Consider the following 19,778-nt stretch of genomic DNA (forward strand, 5'->3'; position numbering starts at 1 on the left):
GCGCCGCAGGTGTGGCCGGTTCGGGACCTTCGACCCGTGCGGAAACGGGTGGGCAGGGGGTAGAAACGAGGGATGATCCGCGTGTTCCTGCTCGACGACCATGAGGTCGTCCGTCGTGGCCTGGCCGACCTGCTGCAGAGCAGCGGAGACATCGAGGTGGTCGGCGAGTCCGGCCTGGCCCAGGAGGCGGCTCGGCGGATCCCCGCGCTGCGGCCGGACGTGGCGATTCTCGACGCGCGGCTGCCCGACGGCAACGGCATCGACGTGTGTCGGGACGTGCGGGCCGTGGACTCCTCGATCAAGGGCCTGATCCTCACCTCGTACGAGGACGACGAGGCGCTCTTCGCGGCGATCATGGCGGGCGCGGCCGGCTACGTGCTCAAGCAGATCCGCGGCACCGACCTGGTCGACGCGGTGCGCCGGGTGGCGGCCGGGCAGTCGCTACTCGACCCGGCGATCACCACGCGGGTGCTGGAGCGCATCCGCAGCGGCGTCGAGCAGCCGCGCGAGCTGAAGTCGCTCACCGAGCAGGAGCGGCGGATCCTGGAGTACGTGGCCGAGGGCCTCACCAACCGGGAGATCGCCGGGAAGATGTTCCTGGCCGAGAAGACGGTGAAGAACTACGTGTCCAGCGTGCTGGCCAAGCTGGGCCTGGAGCGCCGCACCCAGGCCGCCGTCCTGGCCACCCGCCTCCTAGGCAAGTCCCACTAACCCACCCACCCCACCCACCCCCACCCCACCCACCCCCACCCCCCCCCCCCCCCCCCCGCCGCCGCCCGCTACGGGGTGTGGCGTGCGGGCGGCGGTATCCACCCGGCGCGGCCGGGCCGTCGCGCCGGGTGGACGGCGGCGAGGCACGGGGGTGGCCTCGCCGGTTCGGTGATGATCGTGGGTCGCGGTCATGACGGTGTCGGTGTGGTGGTCGAGACGGTGAGCAGGTCGTGCAGTTCGGTGGGGTACTCGCGAAGGTCGGCCGTGGCGAGTTGGCGGATGATGCAAGCCCGATCGATCACGGCGATGTCGTGCGCGACCTGACAGGCCAGTGCGAGGTTCTGCTCGGCGAGCAGGACCGCGGTGCCTTCGGCGGCGAGGCCGGTAATGATCGTCGCGAGCTGGCCGACGACGGCGGGGGCGAGTCCTTCGGACGGTTCGTCGAGCAGCAGCACGTCGGGGGCGGCGATGAGCGCGCGGGCCAGGGCGAGCATCTGCTGCTCGCCGCCGGAGAGCTGGTGGGGTTGGTGATGGCGTCGTTGCGCGAGCGCGGGGAACAGGTCGAGCACCTGGCGGACGTCGATGGTCCTGGGGCGGCTGGGGTGCGGTCGGGGCAGCGCAAGGTGTTCGTCGACGGTGAGTCCGGCGAACAGGCGGCGTCCTTGCGGGACCAGACCGAGGCCAGCGCGGACGCGGGCGCGGGTGCCGTACCCGGTCAGGGGCTGGCCGTGCAGGAGGAGTTCGGTGCCAGGGTCGGCGGGGTGTAGGCCGGCGATGGTGTTGATCAGGGTGGTCTTGCCGGCGCCGTTGCGGCCGACGACTGCGGTCACCCGCCCGGCCCGCACGTCGAGGGTGATGTCGGTGAGCACCGGCGCCCCGGTGAAGCCGGCACCCAGGTTCCGCACACGCAGGACCGACGTACCGACCGCCGTGGCGGCGGCCGTGGCCAGGGCTGGGCTGGTGGGGGCATCGGTGCCGAGGTAGGCGCGGCGCACGTCGGGGTGTTCGCGGATCACGGCGGGGGTGCCGGTGGCGAGGTGCTGGCCGTGGTGCAGCACGGTGATCGTGTCGGCGACGGCGGCGACGAAGTCGAGGTTGTGGTCGACCAGCAGCACGGTGATGTCGGCGGGCAGTGCGCGGATCAGCTCCGCGAGGCGGGTGATCTCGTCGGTGGCGAGGCCCGCGGAGGGTTCATCGAGCAGCAGTAGCCGGGGCTGGGCGGCGAGCGCGACGGCGATCTCCAGGCGGCGTTGGTCGCCGTAGGCGAGCTGGCCTGCGGGTCGGTCGGCGTGCGCGGTAAGGCCGACCTGCGCCAGCGCCGTGCGGGCGGCCGTCACGGCGCGCGGCTGCGGGCGTAGCGCGGCGAGGCGCTGCCCGGGCACGGCGAGTAGCACGTTCTGCACAGCGGTGAGTGGGCGGGCCAGCGCCGGGTGTTGCCAGGTGCGGGCGATCCCGGCGCGGGCCCGGCGGTGCGCCGGCCAGCGGCCGATGTCGTGTCCGGCGTAGAGGATGCGGCCTGTGGTGGGGCGAAGGGTGCCGGCGATGAGGTGCAGCAGCGTGGACTTGCCGGCGCCGTTGGGGCCGATGATCGCGTGCCGGGCCCCGGCCTCCAGGTCGACGCTGACCTTGTCGACAGCGCGGCGGGCACCGTAGGAGCGGCTGACGGCCTCCAGGCGCAGCAGGGGGACGCTCATGTCCGCCTCCCGGGGAGTCGGGTGGTGAGGCCGGCCAGGCGGTGCCGGGGTAGGTAGGCCAGCAGCAGAAATGCCAGGCCGAGCAGGGTGGGGCCATGGCCGCCGAGTAGGCCGCCGACCCAGTCGCGGGCGGCGACCAGGAGGATCGCGGCGGCGCAGGCGCCGGTCATGCTGCCCGATCCGATGAGCGCGGCGGCCAGGGCGAGGGCGGAGATGCCCATGGCGGCGTCGGCGGGTGAGACGTACCGGGTGACCGCGATCAGTAGGGCTCCCGCCGCGCCGGCGATCCCACCCGCGAGCGTGTACGCGGCCAGTAGAAGTCGGCCGGTGTGATGCCCTGCCGCCTGCACCCGGGGTTCGTGGGCGGCGATGCCGCGCAGCAGCAACACAAAGCGGGTCCGGACGACAACGGCGACGGCGACGCCGATGAGCAAGGTGCCGGCGAGCACGTACAGGTACACCCAGCCGGGGCGCACCATCGCGGCCAGGCCGGGCAGCGCGATGACGGGTGGGATATGGACGCCTTCGTTGCCGCCCGGTGCCCACTGGTTCGCGGCGGCGTGGACGAGCTCACCCAAGCCGAAGGTGACCATCAGAAAGGTGGTCCCCCGAGCGCGGACCGCCAGCAGGCCGGTGACCGCGGCGGCGAGGGCCCCAGCGGCGGCAGCCGCGAGCAGGTGGACCGGGCCGAGGCTGGTCAGCGTGGCGATGCTCGCCGCAGTGTAGGCGCCGACGGTCAGGTAGGCGGCCTGTCCCAGCGGCGCGAGCCCAGCGAGCCCAGCCAGGAGTTGGGTGCTCATCGCGAGCACGGCCATGACCAGGGCGGTGGCGGCAAGGGAGATCAGGTAGGCGTTGACCAGCCACGGCAGTCCCACCGCCGCCGCCAGGCCCAGGGCCCCGATCGTCGGTATAGCCCAGGACGGACGAACCGGCCGGCGGGCCGAGGTACCAGCGGACGCGGGAGCGGGAGTGAGGGTGGTGGTCATGCGGGCCGTCCCGGCAGTGCAGTGCGCTGACGGAGGGTAAGCGCGGCGAGCATCGCGGCGGCGAGAGCAAACGCGGCGGCCCCCGGGACGAGGGCGACGCCGAGGGTGAGGATCTGCCCGACGCCGAGGGCGGCGAGCAGGGCGCCGCGGATGCTGCCGAGCCCGCCGACGACGCAGACGATCAGCGAGTAGACCAGGATGGTGGTGTCCACCCCCGGCGATGGGCCGATGACCGGTGCGCCAAGTACCCCGGCGGTCACGGCGAGAACTCCCCCACCCACCAACACCCCGGTCCGGACGACGCTCGTGCGCAGGCCGGTGGCAGCGGCCATGCCCGCATCGGCGACCACCGCCCGCACGACCGCCCCGACGCGGGACCGCTCGACGATCCAGAACAGTCCCACCACGAGCAGGACACCGACGGCGATGAACAGCAGCCGGTAGACCGGGTACTGGTACTCCCCCAGGCCGACCGAGCCGGCGACCGCCCGGGGCGGATCAACCGAGCGCGGCTCGGCGCCGAACACCGTGCTGAACTGATCGGCGGCGATGTAGGCGATGCCGAGCGTGGCCAGCACCTGGTCCAATGGCCGGTCGGTGAGGGGACGCACCGCAGCGGCGAGGCCCGCTCCCCCGAGCGTCCCCACCACCGCGGCGGCGGCTAGGGCAAGGGCGAGGCCGGTCCAGCCGCCGTCGGCGAGGTGCCAGGCGAGGTAGGCACCGGCGAGGTAGAGAGTGCCGTGAGCCATCGAGAAGACCCCGGCCACGCCGAAGATCAGCGTGAGGCCGGCTGAGATGGTGAACAGCAGCAACCCGTACGCGACACCATCCAGTGCGGTGATCGTGTAGGCGTTGACGAGCCCGCTCCAGCCCACGGCACTCCCCCTTCCCTTTCTCTCGTGGTTCTGCCGGTCAGGCCCGGGCGGTGCGGCGGCCGACAGTGGTGTGCATCAGGTAGCCCGACAGCACGAGCTCCGGGTCCATCAGCACCTCCCGCAGTTCGGCCAGGTCCTCGCGGGTCATGCCGGCGTCGAGCAACTGCGCCTCGCGCTGGATGGAGTTGGAGCGGTGCAGCAGGCAGATACCGGTGCCGCCGCGCCACGACCGCGACTCGATATGGCTGTCGACATCGGCCAGGCCGGCGCGCAGCATCGCCTCCGGTGCCCGTTTGGCCCATCCCATGTCCGCCCCACGCGACTCGCCGAACGCGAGCAAGCCGTCGTGGAACTGTTCGAGCAGCTCCGTGGCGCGGGGGCTGGGGCTGCGGCGGATCATGTCCCGCCAGGTGCAGTCCCAGTCGGCCACCACCAGCACCCCACCCGGAGCGAGAGCGTCGACGAGCTGGGCGAGGACCTGCTCACGTTCGGGCAGGTGCATCAGCACCAGCCGCGCCACGACCGCCTGCTGCGACCCGTCCAGTTGCATCTGGCGGATGTCGCCGGCCCGGACGGTGATGTTGGGGCCGGTCGGGATGTGGCGGGGGTCGAGGTCCACGGCGGTGACGTGCCCGCCCGGGGCGACCTGGTCGGACAGCCAGGCGGTCAGGGTGCCCGCCCCGGCGCCGACGTCGGTGACGTTCCAGCCGGGCGCCAGGCCGGCCTCGGTCAGGATCCGGCGGGTGCCAGGGTCGAGGATCTCCCCGAGGTGACGGAGCTGGTTCTTGGCTTCGTCGGTGGCGTTGTCGAACATGTATCCGGCGGTCTGCTTGCCGGTGGTAGTCATGGTCATCGTGTCTGTCCTTCCCGATTCAGGAGCCGAGGGTGGTCAGGGTCTGCACGGTGCGGTTGACCCACACCTGCCCGTCCTGGGCGACCTCGCGCAGGTAGTACGCCTGCACGGGGGTGTGGTTCTGTGCTCCGAACTGCCAGGGGCCCCGGGGTGAGTCGATCGACCCGACCCGCGACAGCGCCGCCGTCAGCGACCGTCCAGTCAGCTCCCCGTTCCCCCCGCCCACCGCAGCGGTGGACGCGGCGGCCGGGCTGGCCGTCATGGAGCTGCTGGGTACCGGCGACGCCGTGGTGGCAGGTGTGGCCGCCGGGGCGTCGGGGCGGGCGAGCGCTTCGGCGATGGCCTTGTCCAGCACGAACGCGGCGTCCCACGCACACACGTGGTAGAGGTTCGGCAGCTTGCCGTCGTTGGCCGCCGTGTAGCGGCGCACGAAGTCCCGGTTGGCCGCGTTGTCCAGCGTCGTCGAGTAGTTCAGCGCGGTGTAGACACCCTTGGCCTGAGCGCCCAGCGCCGCCAACGGCGCACCCTCGGTCAGGAACCCCGAGGCGTACAGCGGCACATCGACGCCGTATTGCCGGTACTGCTTGACGAACTCGATCGCGGACGCGCCAGCGTAGAACGTGTAGACAGCCGCAGGAGCAGCCTGCTTGATCTTCGTCAGGTACGGGGAGAACTCGGTCGTCGGAGCCGGCGCCCACGGCGTCCACGTCGGCTCACCGCCCGGGTTGGCCAGCTTCCCGCCGGCCTTACGAAACGCGTCGACGAACCCGTTGATCTGGTCGTGGCCGCCGATGTAGTCCGGGCCGATCACCCATACCCGGCCGTCGCCGACCTTCTGCCGCAGGTAGCCGGCGATCGACGCACCGGTCTCCTGACTCAGCCACGACGTCGACCACAGGTACGTCGGATCGGCGACCGTGGAGGGCCGGCCACCGGTGCCGATCAGCGGCACCCCGGACTCCTTCAACAACGGATACAAGGTCTGCACCGTGTCCGCGGTGCCCCCACCGACCAGGGCGAGAACCTTGTCCTGCTCGATCAGCTTGCGCGCCGATGCCAGCGCGGTGGCCTTACCGTCGCCCTCGTCGGCCTCGATCACCTTGACCGGTCGGCCGCCGAGCTTGCCGCCCAGCTTCTCCAGGGCCAGCCGCCACCCAGCGGCCTGATCGTCGCCGACCGCTTTGTAGGGGCCGGACTTCGGCACGATCAGGCCGATGCGGATCTCCCCACCGGCGGTGTCCGAGCCACCGAGGCTCGACCCGGAGCATCCAGAGACGGCGATAAGCACGGCAGCGACGGCGGTGGCCAAAGCTAGGCGCCACCGAGCCCGGCGGGTGATTCTTTGAGGGGTCACGGGAGTCGGAGTCCTTTCGTCCGAGTGCATTGCTGATCAGGAAGGGGCGTCGAAGGCGGGTGACAGCTGGCGGGTATGGAGGTGATGAGGTGGTGCAGGACGTCCAGGACGGAGGCAGGCTCGGTGGCGTCGCAGGTCAGGACCGGCACCCGCGCGGCGACCCGCAGGGCCTCGCGGATCTCGCGGCGGTTACGAGCGCCACCGAGGGGCCGGTTGATCGCGACCAGGTACGGCAGCCTGCGGGCGTCGAGGTAGTCCAAAGCCGGATAGGAGGCCGCCAAGCGGGTGGAGTCGACCAGCACCACAGCCCCGAGAACGCTTGTGGCGAGGTGGTCCCACATCCACCACCAGCGCCGCTGGTCGGGGGTGGTGCGCAGGGCGACGGTGACGCCGGTGGGCAGGGTGGCGTAGCCGACTTCCCACACGCTGCCTGGATCGCCGGCCAGTACCGCGTGGCCGTGGCTCGCGGCCCGCAGGAAGCAGGTCTTGCCCGTTCCCGGGCCGCCGGTCACCAGGACCGCGGCCGTCGGGGCATGGCCGTCGATCACGCTGGGGTCCGTGTCCATGCTCGTCGCCGCCGGCATCTGGGTCAGCCGGCTACGCGTGGTCCCGGCCTCGCCTGCTCACCGATGCGTGCCGCGAGCGCCGCCAGTTCGTAGGCGACGAGCGACGGGTCGCAGTCGGCGCGGGCCAGCGCAGCGAGCGACGTGCCGTCGGGCACCTGCTGCACGACGAGGATCCCCTCGTGCATCATCAGCAGCTGGAACTGCACACCGCCGGTCAGCAGCAGATCGGTGGCGCCACGTGCAAGGCTGACCAGACCAGACACGATCGCGGCGAGCTGATCGCCCCGGTCAGTGCCCAGGCCGGCAGTGCTGGCCAGCAGCAGCCCATCCGCGGACACCGCGACGACGTGCGCCACGGCCGGCATCTGCTTCGCCAACCCGTCCAACACGACCGATAGCTGCGGATTACGGGGTGTAGCGGTAGTGACGCTCATGAGCGTTCTCCTGTCGCGAGGGGAGGAGTGACAGACGCGGCCCGCAGGCCACGCATCGTTCCGGCGACCTGCGCGCGAATCGCCGCAGGATCGATCGGTGCGGAAGGCTCGGAGCCGGTGCGCTGCGTTGGCAGCCCACCGGGCACCACATGTGCGTGGGGGCGACGCCGCGGAAGACCAGACGCGGTACGCCCATCCGTGGCCGGCTCAGCGGTGGACGCCGCCGCCTCCCAACCCGCGTCAGCAGCGGTACGAAACCCGCCTGCGTCGTTGACCTCCGGCCACAACCACGGCGAGCGGGCCGCGACCTCACGAAACACCGGAGTGTCCGCCGGGCGGGACCGGCCCGCCGGCAACGACCGTGTTGCCCGCTCGCGGCGCACCGGCAGCAACTCCACCGTCACGTCCGGCGGTGACGCCGGCACCGTCGGCAATGGCCGGGTCGGTCCCGCCCAGCCGTCGCCAGTCCGGGGCACCGCCGGAACCACAGGCTGGGCCGGGGCAACCGGTTGGGGTGCTGGCGCGAGTTCGGGACGGGAGTGGCGCTGGACCTGGCTGGGCACCACAATCTCGCGCACATGAACTCGGGTGACGTACTCGGCCGGCACGGTCACCTCGGCCGTGATACCAGTCGGTCTGGTCATGTTCAGGCGCACGCGGACCCCGAACTCTCGGGCCAGGCGTGAGATCACGACCAGGCCCATCTGGTCGGTGACCGTGACTTCCACCTCCGGGCTCGCCAGCAAAGCGTTGGCACGCTCCAACTGCTCCGCACCCAGCCCGAGACCGGAGTCGACCACGAGGATCTGCACGTCACGCCCGGACCATGCCGCCGACACCTGCACCTGATCGGCGGAAAACCGGGTCGCGTTGTCCAGCAGCTCCGCCAGGATGGATTTGACCGCGTTGACAGCGCGAGCGTCGATCTCGACCCCAACCAGCCGCTCGACACCGATCCGGGCGAAACCTTCGGTCTCCGACAAAGCCGCATTCACCAGGTCGCCCAACTCCACCGGCATCCGCTGCGACTGACCCGGACCGCCACCGGCGACAATCAGCAGGTTCGCCCCAAAGCGGCGCAGCCGAGTCGCCTGCTGATCAGCGGCGAACACCATCGCCAGCCGATCCGGATCCTCCTCATCACGTTCAAGGAGATCGATACTTCCCAGGAGCTGCTCCGTCAGAGCCTGCACCCGCCGCCCAACCGACGTGATCATCGCACTGACCAGGGCACGGCCCCGCGCCTGATCCACCGTCGCGTCCACGGCGGAACGCAACACCAGGTTGAACGCGTCAGCGACCTGTCCCACCTCGTCGCGACCGACGACGGGCACCGCCACTCCACCAGCGCCCTCGGCCAACCGCTGCGCCGCCGTCGGATCCGATGCCGCCCGCAACCGCCGGACCAGACCCGGCAGCTCAACGTCCGCGACCCGCCGTGCGCCCTGTTCCAACAACGACAACTGGCCGACCAGCGACCGCGCCACCCGCACCGCGGTGACCACAGCAACGCTCAGCATCACTATCAGCACGGCGGCCTGTAGCGCGGCAGACCGAACCTGCTCCATCCACAGGTCATCAGCGGCAGACTCGATGTCGCCGTTCACCGCCGACTGCACCTGGGCCAGCAGGTCCGCCCGGGTGGTCATCACCCGGCTCCACTGAGCAGCACCGCCCGCCAACCGCACCGGCTCATACACGCCCGTGCCGGACACCGCCCCGTCTAGCCGCACGGCGGCCAGCACGTCCGGGCCAGTCAGCGTCCGACCCAGCAGCGCCTGCCACGACGGCCGCGCCAACGCGTCGAACTCACGCAACGCCTCGTCCTGCGCGGATCGGGCGGCCACGATTTCGGCATGCAGCGCAGGGGTCAACCGCGTAGCCGCCAGCGCCTGCAACACCGCCACCTGCTGCTGACCCACCGACTCCCGAGCCCGCGACAACGCCGCCGCCGCGCGCATCTCGTCAGCGAGCTGAGGAGTAACGCCGCTCTGCGCCACCGCGGGCAGCAAGTCATCAAGATCAGCGATTACCCCGCGGTAACCGAAGGCCACCGCCGACAACGACACCAGCCCATCGCCTCGCACCCGCTGCCGCTGCGCCCCAACGTCCATCAAGCCGGCGTCCACCCTGGTCAACACCAGTCGCACGGACTCCGGGACGTCATCAAGCCGGTCACGCTGCTCGTGAAACCGCGATACCGCACGATCCGTGTCCTGAACCGCACGCTCGAAAGCGGCTGGAGTGACCGTCGAGCCCGGCAGCAGCAGGCCCACCGCGGCGTTCCGCTCGACCTGAAGCCGCTGCGTCACCTCGCCAGCGGCTCCACCCGCGATGAACATGTCCCCCGCGCGCCGCGTAGCCCCAGCCTCCCGAACAGAAGCCCAGAGGCCGAACCCTGTCGAGAGCACCGCAGCCAATACCGTTGGCACGACAATCAGTGCCGCCTTGAGCCGAACAGGAAGGTCCGCCAACGGACGCGTCCTCGCGACGATTCCTCGTCTCGCAGCGCTTTCCAACCCCGTCACCTCTGCCCTGGTTCTGCTGGTGATCAAACTTGCTGCTGAAATTGTTGAATCAGGTGGCCGTCATCGTGGCCGGTTCGCAGGCAGCGCAGCGAAGAGAACCACCGCACCGGCCACACCACCGTCGGGAAGCTCGATACGTAACCATTCCGGCCATCCAGCCGACAGCCAGACTCACCAGAATGGCAATCATCAATAGCAACACGCAGGCACCGCCCGTCTGAATGACCGTCAATACCGATCAGCAGTGGAGCGCCAAGCTGAACCAATCGCCATCCAAAAAGATCATGCCCGCCAGAGGTTGACGCTGGGAATACCTACCTTCGGTCCGACTTCGCGTACCGACTTGCGGTTCGACCAGTGAATGGCCTGCGGAAACAGTGGCAGACCGCCCGCCGGCTCGGTCATCACCAAGGGATTGATGGGGTTACAGTGAGCGCACCCGGTCAGCTCCACTGTCGACCGGGCGTGCGTGGTCCCTGGAGGCTGCCGGTGAATCGCCCTAGTCCGTATGTCCGCCGACGATGGCTCGGACGTGAGATCCGTCGACTGCGTGAGGAGCATGGCGTGACGGGCGAGTCGATCGCCCGTGCGCTGGGATTTCCGCGGCAACAGATCAGTGCGTTGGAGAACGGACGTCTCGGCCCTGATATTGATCTCGTCAGCGGAATCTGTGACTACCTCGCGGTGGGTGTGAACCGACGAGCCGCGATCGTGGACGCCGCCGCCGACGGTTGGGCGCGTGGATGGTGGGTGGCGGACGCAGAACGGATGGGGATCCGGCAGGCCACCTATGCCGATCTGGAAAGCGGCACCGAGACGATCACCGAGTACGCCATTTCACTGATCCCCGGCTTACTGCAGACACCAGCGTTCGCCAATGCCCGGTTACGCAGCGAACCCGGCCGTCATGGTGACAGGTTCGACCCTGCCGCCGCAGTCGCCGCCCGCGCTCGCCGCCAGAGCCTGGTGCTCGCCGCCGGCGGGCCACGTTACACCGCCGTCATCGATGAAAGCGCCATCCGACGGCGCGCCGCTGACCCCCTGGTCGTCGCCGAGCAACTTCGACATGTCGTCGCCGTGTGCACCAACAATCCATCCGTGATCGTCCAGGTGCTGCCGGCCAACACCTCGATCCGAGGACACAGCGCGCCTCGATCGGCGTACTCGATCTACCGCTATCGCGACTCGCACGGCTCACAAGCTGTAGCGGTCGACACCCTGACCCGCGACATGGTTCACACCGATCCTGATGAGCTGGACCCCTATGTGAGCCTGCACGGCCGGCTCAAGGCCGCAGCACTGTCTGCCGAATCGAGCATCCGTCTCCTCCGCGCCGCGGCGGAGAGTCTGGCACCCACCAAAGGAGCCCTGGTATGACCACCCAGTTCAATGATCACGTTGTCTGGCGCAAGTCCAGTCGCAGTGACGACGGCAACTGCGTCGAGGTCGCCAGCACCGTCGGATCGATCCTGGTACGCGACTCGAAGGACAGCGACGGACCGGTGCTGCGATTCGGTCCCAAGCAGTGGCGCGTTTTCACGCAGGACGGGTGTGGACGCGGCTTCTCGTCTGCGCCCGCGCGGGAGCAGTAGGAGAGCCCCAGCGTTCCATGGCACCGCTCCTGGCACGTGGCGGCCGAGGCCGGTCTTGCGGTCTCGGCGACGCCTACCCAAGCCCGCGCTGACGCTGCGTTACCCTGTCGCCACGATGGCAGCAGTGGGTCGCGGGCCGTCACCGGCCTCGACTGAGAACGCCCGGCTAGGGCGCCCATCTGCTGCAGTCCGACGAAGTTCACGGGGAAGGTCTGTCGGTGCCTCGTCATCCGGAGACGGTGATCACGCCGAACGCACAGCTCGCGACGAGACGCGCGGGCTTGTCGTCGCCGCGGCGACCCGGACAGCGCATGTCCCGGACAGAGCTGGCCGACGCCGTGAACATCGCCCTCGATCGGCTCTATCCTGGCCGCGACCTCACCGCCCAGTATGTTGACCACCGATGGGTTGGCAAGCTGGAACGCGGAGAGAGCCGATGGCCCAGCGAAGAGCGGCGTGCCGCGCTGCGACTCGCCCTTGACGCCGCAAGTGATGCCGATCTCGACCTCTACAGCCCTCGGCGCTCCAGCAGCGGGATACCGGACGCCGTGGACCGCCAACAGGTCGCCCAGTCAGGTTCACATCCCGACCTGCTTCCCACAGGCAGTCTGCTGCAGCTCGAACACTGCGCGCCTGCGCTGTCCAGCGGTGACGTGCACCGAACAATCTCCGTCCCGACAGGGCAGCACTTTCCTGGAGCGCTCATCGACGTCGAGGTTTACCCTGCGGTCGACGACGGCCGCGTCCTCGCCACCATCCCCCCTCGCGGCACGCAACGGGGGTGGCGCCGGTCGGTTCAGCGGCGGCTGATCTTGGGGCGTGTAGACACACTGGATCGTGCTGGTGTGTTCGCGCTCGACTCTCGACAGGCGGATCGGCACCTGATCGAAGCCGGTCGGGACGCCCACTTGCTCATCCCTCGCGCATACCAGCTCGACGCGATCACCACCGGCATCATATGGGCGGTAACGAGCCTAGACCTGTCGCTGCTGCTGGACGACGCCCGTTTGGACGCCGCCCGGGCCGCAGCGTCGCCTTACAGACACCTGACCCGGTCCGCCGCCAGCCATGACATCGCAGAGGACCTGGATTCAGTGTCGCGGTTGTGGATGGGATCGGCGTTTTGCGCCGACCACATCCGCCGCCACAGCCATGTCCTGTCCGACGTGCCCGTCTACTGGACCCGGGAGCAACGCGGGGAGGAAGCCAGCACCTGGCTGCTGTTCCGCCACAAACTGCGCTACCTGCGCGACACCGCCGAACGGTTCCAAAGCAGCTCCCAACCGATGACGAGAATGTTCTGCCTACCCCCGCACACGATAGCCGCGTCCTCGATGTCTGAACGGATCCTGCTGCTGCTCGCCATGGCATTGATGGAGTCCGTCGGAATCCACACCGCGGTCACCGATGACCCGGAGTACACCGCGCTGCCTGGGCTTGTCATGGATAAGAAGCGCGCGATCATGGCCACCTGGATTCGCGGCGACGACGTCTGGCACGTCGATGTCACCGACCATCCCCGCACCGTCGCCGCCTACCGTGACGCTCTCGGCGACGTGCTAGCTCACTCCGTAACCGCTAGCGACACCCCCGGCGGACGGCTCCGCCACCTGGCCGACCACCTCAACCTCGACTGGCACTGGCTACAGGGCCGCTGCGCCGACCTCGGCCAATACGGTTTCGCCGGACTCGCCGAGCCCCGAAGTCGCCTACTCTCCCTCGACGGCGTCGACCAGGCATGCCGCTTCATCGGCACCATGCCGTAATAGGCTTCCCGCACCCGCCGCGACCGCCGGAAGGAACGATCGTGTCCCCGATTCCGCCAGAGCCCGTGCCGAACGTCGTCGTGTTCGGTCTTGGCGGCACGATCGCCATGACCAGCAGCACCGGCAACGGCGTCAGCCCCACTCTGTCCGCTCGCGACCTGGTCGACGCCGTACCCGGACTGGCCCCGACCGGAATCGACATCAAGGTGGTCGACTTCCGCCGCCGCCCCGGCGCCTCCCTCACCTTCGCTGACATCACCGCGCTCGCTGCGGCGGCGACCCGCGAACTCGCCGCCGGCGCCACCGGCGTCGTCGTCACCCAAGGCACCGACACCATCGAGGAAACCGCCTACCTGCTCGACCTGCTGCACCACCGCCCCGAACCCCTGGTCGTCACCGGTGCGATGCGCAACCCCACCCTCGCCGGCGCGGACGGACCCGCCAACATCCTCGCCGCGATCCAGACCGCTGCATCCCCCACCACCCGCGACCAGGGCTGCCTCGTCGTCCTCGCCGACGAAATCCACGCCGCCCGACGAGTCGCCAAGACCCACTCCATCCACGGCGGCACCTTCCGCTCACCGGACACCGGCCCCATCGGCTACGTGGTGGAAGGCACCGCGCAGCTACTGACCCACGTGCCGTACCGACTCACCATCCCCACCCCGCGCCAAGACGAGCGCCCCCGCGTCGGCCTCTACACCGTCAGCCTCGACGACGACCCGGCCCTCCTCAACGCCATCACCGAACGCTGCGACGGCCTCGTCATTGCAGGCTTCGGAGTCGGCCACGTACCCGAACCCCTCGTCGACCCGCTCACCACCCTCGCCGCGCACATCCCGGTCGTCCTCACCTCCCGCACCCTGGCCGGCCCGACACTCACCCACACCTACGGCTTCCCCGGATCCGAACGAGACCTCCTCACCCGCGGACTCATCCCCGCCGGCTGGCTGCACCCCTACAAGGCCCGCGTCCTTCTCCACGCCCTCCTCGCCGCACAGATCAACCCGCAGGACATCGCCACCGCATTCGCCGTTGCCGGCAACCGCGCCGAACCGTCCTCGTGGCCCTGGCCGATCCCATTCCAGACCGGCGATCGAGCGGAGGCCCCAGCAGCGCATGCGTAGCCACCACCTGACCCCAGGACGCATGATTGGCGTGGTCTTCGACCACGGCGACGACTTCTTCACCGCCCTCACCGACGCCTGCCGCGCCCACAACATCAAGCAGGGCTACATCCCGATGTTCATCGCCGGCCTGTCAACCGCCAAGATCGTCGGCACCTGTCAACGCCTCGACAACCCCGACGCCCCCGTCTGGACCCACGTCGACCTCACCAACGTAGAAGCACTCGGCGGCGGCACCATCGCCTGGGACGACACCAACCAGAAGATCCTCCCGCACATCCACATCACCGCCGGACTCAAGGAAGACAGCGCTACCGCTCACACCAGCCACCTACTGGACGCCACCGTCCAATTCCTCACCGAAATGCTCATCATCGAGGTCGCTTCACCCGCCATGCGTCGACTACCAAACACTGGCCTCTACGACGTTCCACAACTACATCTCGACTAGCGCCCCCGGACCGGGCTTCGGAGGGAGGTACAAGATGGCCCGCCACCCCGACACAATCATCACGCCCAACACGCTGCTCGCCCGGGCCCGCCAGCGCCTTGCATCACCGCAACGGCCCGGCCAGCACCTGTCGCGAGCCGAACTGGCAGATGCCATCAACGCGGCTCTCGATCGCCTCTACCCCGGCCGAAGCCTCACCGCTAACTACGTTGACCACCGCTGGGTCGGCAAACTCGAACGCGGCGAACACCGCTGGCCCAGCCACGAACGGCGCACTGCCACTCGCCAGGTGCTCGGTGCCGCGACAGACGCCGATCTCGGCCTCTACAGCCCTCGACGTACCGAGGGCCAGGCGATCTCCGATCGCCAGCAAGTGACGGCTGCATGGTTCGGCAAGCTGCCAGGTGCCCTTGCTCAGCTTCCGGGACCGTGGACGTCCGGATCGGAATTGCAGGCACCGGCCAGAATCGAGTCGCCTCATGTCGAGGCGCTTAAACGCAGCATCACCCTGTTCGAAGAGTGGGACCACCAGCACGGTGGTGGACTCGCCCGTGCAGCGATGGCCGGTCAGCTCGAATGGGCTTGCCGGGTCGCCCGCCAGGCGTCGGCAACGGAAGCAGTACGCCGTACCTGGCTGTCGACGGCAGCACGACTTGCTGACCTTGCCGGATGGGCATGCTTCGATTCAGGCGATAGACCCAGCACAGCCCAGCGATACCTCGTTATGGCGATTCAGATGGCCAGCGAAGCCGAGGACGTGCAGCAGCGGGCACACACCGCCACCACCTTGAGCAGGCACCTCACTTACGTCGGGCAGGTCTCGGACGCTCTTAATGTGATTGGCCTCGTCCACTCAGATTGGCGGAAAATCCCTCCGCTGGGACGTGCGGCGGTTCGGATCGTGGAGGCTCGCGCCTACGCAAGGAGCCATGACGGGGCAGCGTGCATACGTGCGGTCGCTTTATGTGATGAGGAGTTCGCGGCCAGCGGATTGGATGGGCCGGAAAATCCAGTTTGGGGCTACTACGCCGATGTCGGCCAGATTCTCGGCGATGCTGGCCATGCTCTCTTCGATGTCGCCGTAACGACCGACAAACACCAGCAGGCGGACACACTTCTCAATCGATTGCAGTCCGCGTACTCCTACCATCCGACGGAAGCTGCCAGATCGCGGGCCCTCACGATGATTCGGATCGCCTACCTCCAGATATGCAATGGTAATTTTGCCGGTGGATTGAACTCGATACAGGCTGGCTTGGCAGATGCACGGGGCGTCCACTCCAGCCGGCTACGGGATGACCTTCTCGCCCTTGGCTCCATCCTCGCGAACGCAGATCCGGAGCCAAACCTTGCAGGTGAGCTGGAGGCAGCGCGGGCGCACGTAGCGGAGGCTGTGCGCTCACAAATCTAATAGCCCGTCCAGCCGGCAGGAGCAGTTCCGTCTCGCAACGTATCGATACGATGCCTCAGCTGACGCTGTCGTTGCGGATCATTGTCCGCTGATTGAGCCAGCCATAAAGTCATCCGCAGCATGCGAGCCAGTCGCAGCTCCGACCACGACGGGGTCAGGCGAACATCGAACCCGTACGTCTGAACGAAGTCAACGTACTCCTTATCGGTGAACCACCCACACTCGTAGTAGAGGGCCGTCAGGGTCAGATCCCATTCCGGCGGTCCGATACATATTGTCTCAAGATCCACGAATGCTTCTCGGCCGCCTGCCGTCACTAGGAGATTTTCCATATGCGCATCGCCATGCAGCACCGCCTCGCCGAGCGTGAATTCCGCGGCGGCCCACCGAGCCGAGAGTTGATCGCGGAGTTGGCGCAGGAAAATGCGGTCGTTGAAGTCGAGGTAGGCGCCCGTCTGTAACCGCTCTTCGAACCTGTCAAACGGCGATAAGCAGGGCAATAGATTTGCCGGGATGGCAACCGCGTGTAGCCGACGCAGGCACTTGGCGAGGGTGACCAAGTCGGCCGGCCGGCTATCGGCCAGGTACTCCCACAGCGACACCACGTACTGTCCGACGATTACGGGCTCCGACCGTGCGGGGTGAACGACAGGCACCTGGCGCGAGGCGAGCCAGGCAGCAATGTCGATCTCCCGACGAGGGTCGCTCCCCTTGGCTGCCCTTGGTACCACTCGCGCCAGCACACCAGCGCTAGGCAGCAGGACCACACCGTTCTCGCCCACACGCACCACGCTGGCGTCGTGAGTCGGAAGGCCCGCTCCGGTGACCGCCAACTTCACCGCGTCGATCGCCTCTTCCGCACGCACGCGACCATCCTCCCCTCGGCCCGGCCAAACCGCCTCGGTGGCTTCCCGGCCGGCACCGGCGTGCCTGTTCCGGCCTCACGCGTTATAGGCTGGCAGACGGCATGGTCGGCCTTGGCTGCGGGCAGCGCATCAGTGCATACCGGGTTCAGCGATACCGGCTCGCGCTTGAGACGACCTCGGCCGGCGAAGGCGAACACGCACACCCGTACTTCCGGGCGAGATATCAGCCAACTCGAAACCCGCCGGCGTAAGGTCTGCGGTGGCTGCCGCGAGACCGCCCGTCGGTGAGGCCTTTTCGACAGCGACCACGATTTCATCGACGCAATCAAAGTTGTCGTGAAGTGCGCCGGAGTGGTGGGCTCCAACGGCGAGGATGGTTCGGGACCCGGTGGTGTAGCAGGCCGACAGCCATGGTCGGAGCTCACCGTCCAGGTCGTCGGGCAGTGTAAAGTGTTCGGGCGCGTGGCCGCCTGGGACGCCCTCCTCGAGAGTTTTGTCGCTGAGCACAAGGTCTGTCCTACTGCGCAAGTCCGCAGTCAGCTGCTCGTTGGCCTGGTGGCTGTCCTTGTTGGTGAGCGCGTAGGCCCAGGTCAGGTGGGGCCGGTGGCGTCGGGTGGCGGTGAGCCAGGGGCCGAGGACGGTGAGGGTCTCGTTGGGGATCACGTTGGTTTCCACGTCGATGCCGTGGGCGGCGAGTACGGCGGCGCCTCCGTCGCCTCGGGACGTCGGATCGATGATGCTGATGACGACCCGGGTGATGCCGGCATTGATCAGTTCCTGGCGGCAGGCCGGAGTAACGCCAGTGTGGTTGCAGGGTTCAAGCGTGACGACGGCGGTGCCGCCTTGCGCTGCCGCGCCGGCTGCTTTGAGTGCGTTGACCTCGGCATGGGCTTCTCCTTTACGTCGGTGGTAGCCGGTGCCGACAGTGACTCCGTTGCGGTCGAGGATGACGCAGCCGACGGGTGGGTTGGGGCTCGTGGTGCCTAGGCCGAATGACGACAGGGTGATCGCCTGTCGCATCGCGGCCAGCTCGGCGTCGGATGCCATCAGATGGTGGTCTCCTTGAGTTCGTTGAGGAAGGCGCGGACCTCTGGCAGTTGCTGGTGTCCGCTGACCGCGGCGCCGAGCTGTGCTAGTCGTTGCAGGATTCGTCGCGATCCGGCCCGGCGCACGATCGGTACCGCGTGGTGCGCCGTCGCTGCGGCGAGTTCTGGTTGGTTCGCCGCGAGATGGGCTTCTGCCTTGTTCGTCAGGGCGGAGGCGAAGTCTTGGCGATGACGTCGGGGAATCGTGGGAAGGGCTTCGTCGAGTACCGCGATTGCTTCCTGTGGGCGCTGCGCCAGGCGAAGGCAGGCTCCGCGGTGCACTTCGATGTAGCCGCTGGTGCAGTAGGAGCCGTGCTCGCCTTCCGGCTTTCCTTGCTGGCGGTCTGCTGCCCAGCGGTGCGCGTCGTCGAGCAGGCGCATGGCCGTGTGGTGCTCGCCGGTGGCTGCTAGGGCGTGCGCCTGCTGGACACGCAACGCCGCGCGCATCGGTGCGGGCAGTTTCTGGTCGTAGCGCAGGGCGGCTTCTGCCTGCACTACGGCTTCGGTGGGGTGTCCGCTGGTCAACCACTGTTGGCTGCTGCGATACGTGGCCCACGCGGTCATGGTCGGGTCGCCGATCTGGCCCGCCCATGCGAGTGCCTGTTGGGTACGGCGGTGGCCCGCGGCGTGGTCGTTGAGGGACTGGTGCAGCCACGCCGCGGATTCGGCGTACTGGGCGGCGAGGCGGATGACCGCGGGACGTAGCGCCTCGGGGGCTTCCTTCGACAGGTCCTCGATTGCCGCCAGTTGTCTGGAAACGCCCATCAGTGCGTACTCAGGGCCGAAGACCTTGTCGTTCTGGACCAGGAGGTGCCACTCTTCGCGCAGCAGATGGATGGTTTCCTCCCAACTGCCTGGTCGAGGCTCGGTCGCTTCGCCGTCGTCGCGCGTCTGGTCACTTCGTCGGGGGCTGTAGAGGTCAAGTTCGTCGTCGCGGGTGGCGCCGAGTACCTGACGAAGGGCAGCTCGACGCGCTTCGCTGGGCCAGCGATGTTCTCCACGTTCCAGTTTGCCGACCCAGCGAAAGTCCACGTATTGGGTGGTCATGTCGCGGCCGGAGCAGCTGGCGTCGAGTGCCGCGTTGACCGCGTCGGCCAGCTCGGTCCGGGACATGCACTGGCCGGAGCGTCTGGGCGAGGGCAGGCGTTGCCGGGCACCGCTGAGCGCGGAGTTGGGCTTGATCGTGGTGTCTGGATGGCGAGGCACTGTCTCCCCGTTCAACCGATAGGGCGGCCCTGCCGACTATGCCACCGATGTCCCTGAATGGAGCACCGGCCGCGCTGCGTGGCCAAGGGCCGAAGCGGGTGCCGGCAAAGTCGGACCGTAAGTCGGTATTCCCGCGCTGTTCACAATGAGTAATCGTGTGAAGCGTACTCGGTAGGGCTCGTGCGGCAGGCTAGCCGTTCATGACCCACCTGCTTGCAGGCGGCAGGCTCTGTCGGCCCTGCGTTGCGCGCTACTCCGCATCCGGCACCCTGC

At 68.5% G+C, this 19,778-nt stretch carries 18 protein-coding genes; 7 read left to right on the forward strand and 11 right to left on the reverse strand.

Going from position 1 to position 19,778, the window contains the following annotated elements:
* Window positions 1–72: 72 nt before the first annotated feature.
* Window positions 73–711: a response regulator transcription factor gene (locus AB0D32_RS15880; protein WP_091620063.1), complete on the forward strand. Its 639-nt coding sequence runs from the start codon at window positions 73–75 to the stop codon at window positions 709–711.
* 188 nt (window positions 712–899) lie between these two features.
* On the opposite strand, the gene AB0D32_RS15885 is transcribed toward AB0D32_RS15880, so the two are convergent.
* Genes AB0D32_RS15885 through AB0D32_RS15920 form a run of 8 tightly spaced genes read right to left on the reverse strand, consistent with a single transcriptional unit; the run spans window position 900 to window position 9,992 of the window.
* Window positions 900–2,405: an ATP-binding cassette domain-containing protein gene (locus tag AB0D32_RS15885; protein WP_357090154.1), complete on the reverse strand. Its 1,506-nt coding sequence runs from the start codon at window positions 2,403–2,405 to the stop codon at window positions 900–902.
* On the reverse strand, window positions 2,402–3,391 hold the full coding sequence (locus tag AB0D32_RS15890) for a branched-chain amino acid ABC transporter permease (protein ID WP_357090156.1): 990 nt from the start codon (window positions 3,389–3,391) through the stop codon (window positions 2,402–2,404). Before AB0D32_RS15890 ends, AB0D32_RS15885 begins: the two co-directional genes overlap by 4 nt.
* Window positions 3,388–4,266: a branched-chain amino acid ABC transporter permease gene (locus AB0D32_RS15895; protein WP_357090158.1), complete on the reverse strand. Its 879-nt coding sequence runs from the start codon at window positions 4,264–4,266 to the stop codon at window positions 3,388–3,390. The genes AB0D32_RS15890 and AB0D32_RS15895 overlap by 4 nt, the downstream gene beginning before the upstream one ends.
* A gap of 37 nt (window positions 4,267–4,303) precedes the next feature.
* Window positions 4,304–5,119 carry a class I SAM-dependent methyltransferase gene (locus AB0D32_RS15900; protein WP_357090160.1) on the reverse strand — a complete coding sequence of 272 codons (816 nt, stop codon included), beginning with the start codon at window positions 5,117–5,119 and terminating at the stop codon, window positions 4,304–4,306.
* 19 nt (window positions 5,120–5,138) lie between these two features.
* The gene (locus AB0D32_RS15905) at window positions 5,139–6,473 is read right to left on the reverse strand and encodes an ABC transporter substrate-binding protein (RefSeq protein WP_357090162.1); all 1,335 of its coding nucleotides are present in this window, start codon (window positions 6,471–6,473) and stop codon (window positions 5,139–5,141) included.
* Entirely contained in the window at window positions 6,470–7,039 is a 570-nt protein-coding gene (locus tag AB0D32_RS15910) for a hypothetical protein (RefSeq protein WP_357090164.1), read from the reverse strand. Before AB0D32_RS15910 ends, AB0D32_RS15905 begins: the two co-directional genes overlap by 4 nt.
* Before the next feature lie 23 nt (window positions 7,040–7,062).
* Complete coding sequence (locus AB0D32_RS15915; RefSeq protein ID WP_357090166.1) at window positions 7,063–7,473, reverse strand: roadblock/LC7 domain-containing protein; 411 nt, start codon at window positions 7,471–7,473, stop codon at window positions 7,063–7,065.
* Window positions 7,470–9,992 (reverse strand): nitrate- and nitrite sensing domain-containing protein, encoded by a 2,523-nt coding sequence (locus AB0D32_RS15920; protein WP_357090168.1) that lies wholly within the window; start codon window positions 9,990–9,992, stop codon window positions 7,470–7,472. The genes AB0D32_RS15915 and AB0D32_RS15920 overlap by 4 nt, the downstream gene beginning before the upstream one ends.
* 498 nt (window positions 9,993–10,490) lie before the next feature.
* Here AB0D32_RS15920 and AB0D32_RS15925 point away from each other — a divergent pair, with 498 nt between their 5' ends.
* The 6 genes from AB0D32_RS15925 (at window position 10,491) to AB0D32_RS15950 (ending at window position 16,348) form a co-directional block, all read left to right on the forward strand.
* A complete protein-coding gene (locus tag AB0D32_RS15925; RefSeq protein WP_357090170.1) occupies window positions 10,491–11,378 on the forward strand; it encodes a helix-turn-helix transcriptional regulator in 888 nt (295 codons plus the stop codon).
* Window positions 11,375–11,593, forward strand: a complete 219-nt coding sequence (locus tag AB0D32_RS15930) for a DUF397 domain-containing protein (protein ID WP_357090172.1) — start codon at window positions 11,375–11,377, stop codon at window positions 11,591–11,593. Before AB0D32_RS15925 ends, AB0D32_RS15930 begins: the two co-directional genes overlap by 4 nt.
* A 239-nt stretch (window positions 11,594–11,832) precedes the next feature.
* Window positions 11,833–13,359: an XRE family transcriptional regulator gene (locus AB0D32_RS15935; protein WP_357090174.1), complete on the forward strand. Its 1,527-nt coding sequence runs from the start codon at window positions 11,833–11,835 to the stop codon at window positions 13,357–13,359.
* Between the two features lie 50 nt (window positions 13,360–13,409).
* Window positions 13,410–14,486, forward strand: coding sequence for an asparaginase (locus AB0D32_RS15940; RefSeq protein WP_357090375.1), 1,077 nt, complete (start codon window positions 13,410–13,412; stop codon window positions 14,484–14,486).
* Complete coding sequence (locus AB0D32_RS15945; protein ID WP_357090176.1) at window positions 14,479–14,937, forward strand: DUF296 domain-containing protein; 459 nt, start codon at window positions 14,479–14,481, stop codon at window positions 14,935–14,937. The genes AB0D32_RS15940 and AB0D32_RS15945 overlap by 8 nt, the downstream gene beginning before the upstream one ends.
* A 34-nt stretch (window positions 14,938–14,971) precedes the next feature.
* Window positions 14,972–16,348 (forward strand): hypothetical protein, encoded by a 1,377-nt coding sequence (locus AB0D32_RS15950; protein ID WP_357090178.1) that lies wholly within the window; start codon window positions 14,972–14,974, stop codon window positions 16,346–16,348.
* On the opposite strand, the gene AB0D32_RS15955 is transcribed toward AB0D32_RS15950, so the two are convergent.
* The 3 genes from AB0D32_RS15955 to AB0D32_RS15965 form a co-directional block, all read right to left on the reverse strand.
* Window positions 16,345–17,214 carry an aminoglycoside phosphotransferase family protein gene (locus tag AB0D32_RS15955; RefSeq protein WP_357090180.1) on the reverse strand — a complete coding sequence of 290 codons (870 nt, stop codon included), beginning with the start codon at window positions 17,212–17,214 and terminating at the stop codon, window positions 16,345–16,347. The two genes, AB0D32_RS15950 and AB0D32_RS15955, sit on opposite strands and share 4 nt — an antisense overlap.
* A 129-nt stretch (window positions 17,215–17,343) precedes the next feature.
* Window positions 17,344–18,261, reverse strand: a complete 918-nt coding sequence (gene ribD / locus AB0D32_RS15960) for a bifunctional diaminohydroxyphosphoribosylaminopyrimidine deaminase/5-amino-6-(5-phosphoribosylamino)uracil reductase RibD (protein ID WP_357090182.1) — start codon at window positions 18,259–18,261, stop codon at window positions 17,344–17,346.
* A complete protein-coding gene (locus tag AB0D32_RS15965; protein WP_357090184.1) occupies window positions 18,261–19,412 on the reverse strand; it encodes a hypothetical protein in 1,152 nt (383 codons plus the stop codon). Before AB0D32_RS15965 ends, ribD begins: the two co-directional genes overlap by 1 nt.
* Between the last annotated feature and the right edge of the window lie 366 nt (window positions 19,413–19,778).

The sequence above is a fragment of the Micromonospora sp. NPDC048170 genome (assembly GCF_040652795.1).
Taxonomy (GTDB): Bacteria; Actinomycetota; Actinomycetes; order Mycobacteriales; family Micromonosporaceae; genus Micromonospora.

Excerpts from the sequence above, each read along its gene's own strand:
- AB0D32_RS15880 (WP_091620063.1), top strand. The coding sequence starts at position 73 with ATGATCCGCGTGTTCCTGCTCGACGACCATGAGGTCGTCCGTCGTGGC.
- AB0D32_RS15885 (WP_357090154.1), bottom strand. The coding sequence starts at position 2,405 with ATGAGCGTCCCCCTGCTGCGCCTGGAGGCCGTCAGCCGCTCCTACGGT.
- AB0D32_RS15890 (WP_357090156.1), bottom strand. The coding sequence starts at position 3,391 with ATGACCACCACCCTCACTCCCGCTCCCGCGTCCGCTGGTACCTCGGCC.
- AB0D32_RS15900 (WP_357090160.1), bottom strand. The coding sequence starts at position 5,119 with ATGACCATGACTACCACCGGCAAGCAGACCGCCGGATACATGTTCGAC.
- AB0D32_RS15910 (WP_357090164.1), bottom strand. The coding sequence starts at position 7,039 with ATGGACACGGACCCCAGCGTGATCGACGGCCATGCCCCGACGGCCGCG.
- AB0D32_RS15915 (WP_357090166.1), bottom strand. The coding sequence starts at position 7,473 with ATGAGCGTCACTACCGCTACACCCCGTAATCCGCAGCTATCGGTCGTG.
- AB0D32_RS15930 (WP_357090172.1), top strand. The coding sequence starts at position 11,375 with ATGACCACCCAGTTCAATGATCACGTTGTCTGGCGCAAGTCCAGTCGC.
- AB0D32_RS15945 (WP_357090176.1), top strand. The coding sequence starts at position 14,479 with ATGCGTAGCCACCACCTGACCCCAGGACGCATGATTGGCGTGGTCTTC.
- AB0D32_RS15950 (WP_357090178.1), top strand. The coding sequence starts at position 14,972 with ATGGCCCGCCACCCCGACACAATCATCACGCCCAACACGCTGCTCGCC.
- ribD (WP_357090182.1), bottom strand. The coding sequence starts at position 18,261 with ATGGCATCCGACGCCGAGCTGGCCGCGATGCGACAGGCGATCACCCTG.
- AB0D32_RS15965 (WP_357090184.1), bottom strand. The coding sequence starts at position 19,412 with ATGTCCCGGACCGAGCTGGCCGACGCGGTCAACGCGGCACTCGACGCC.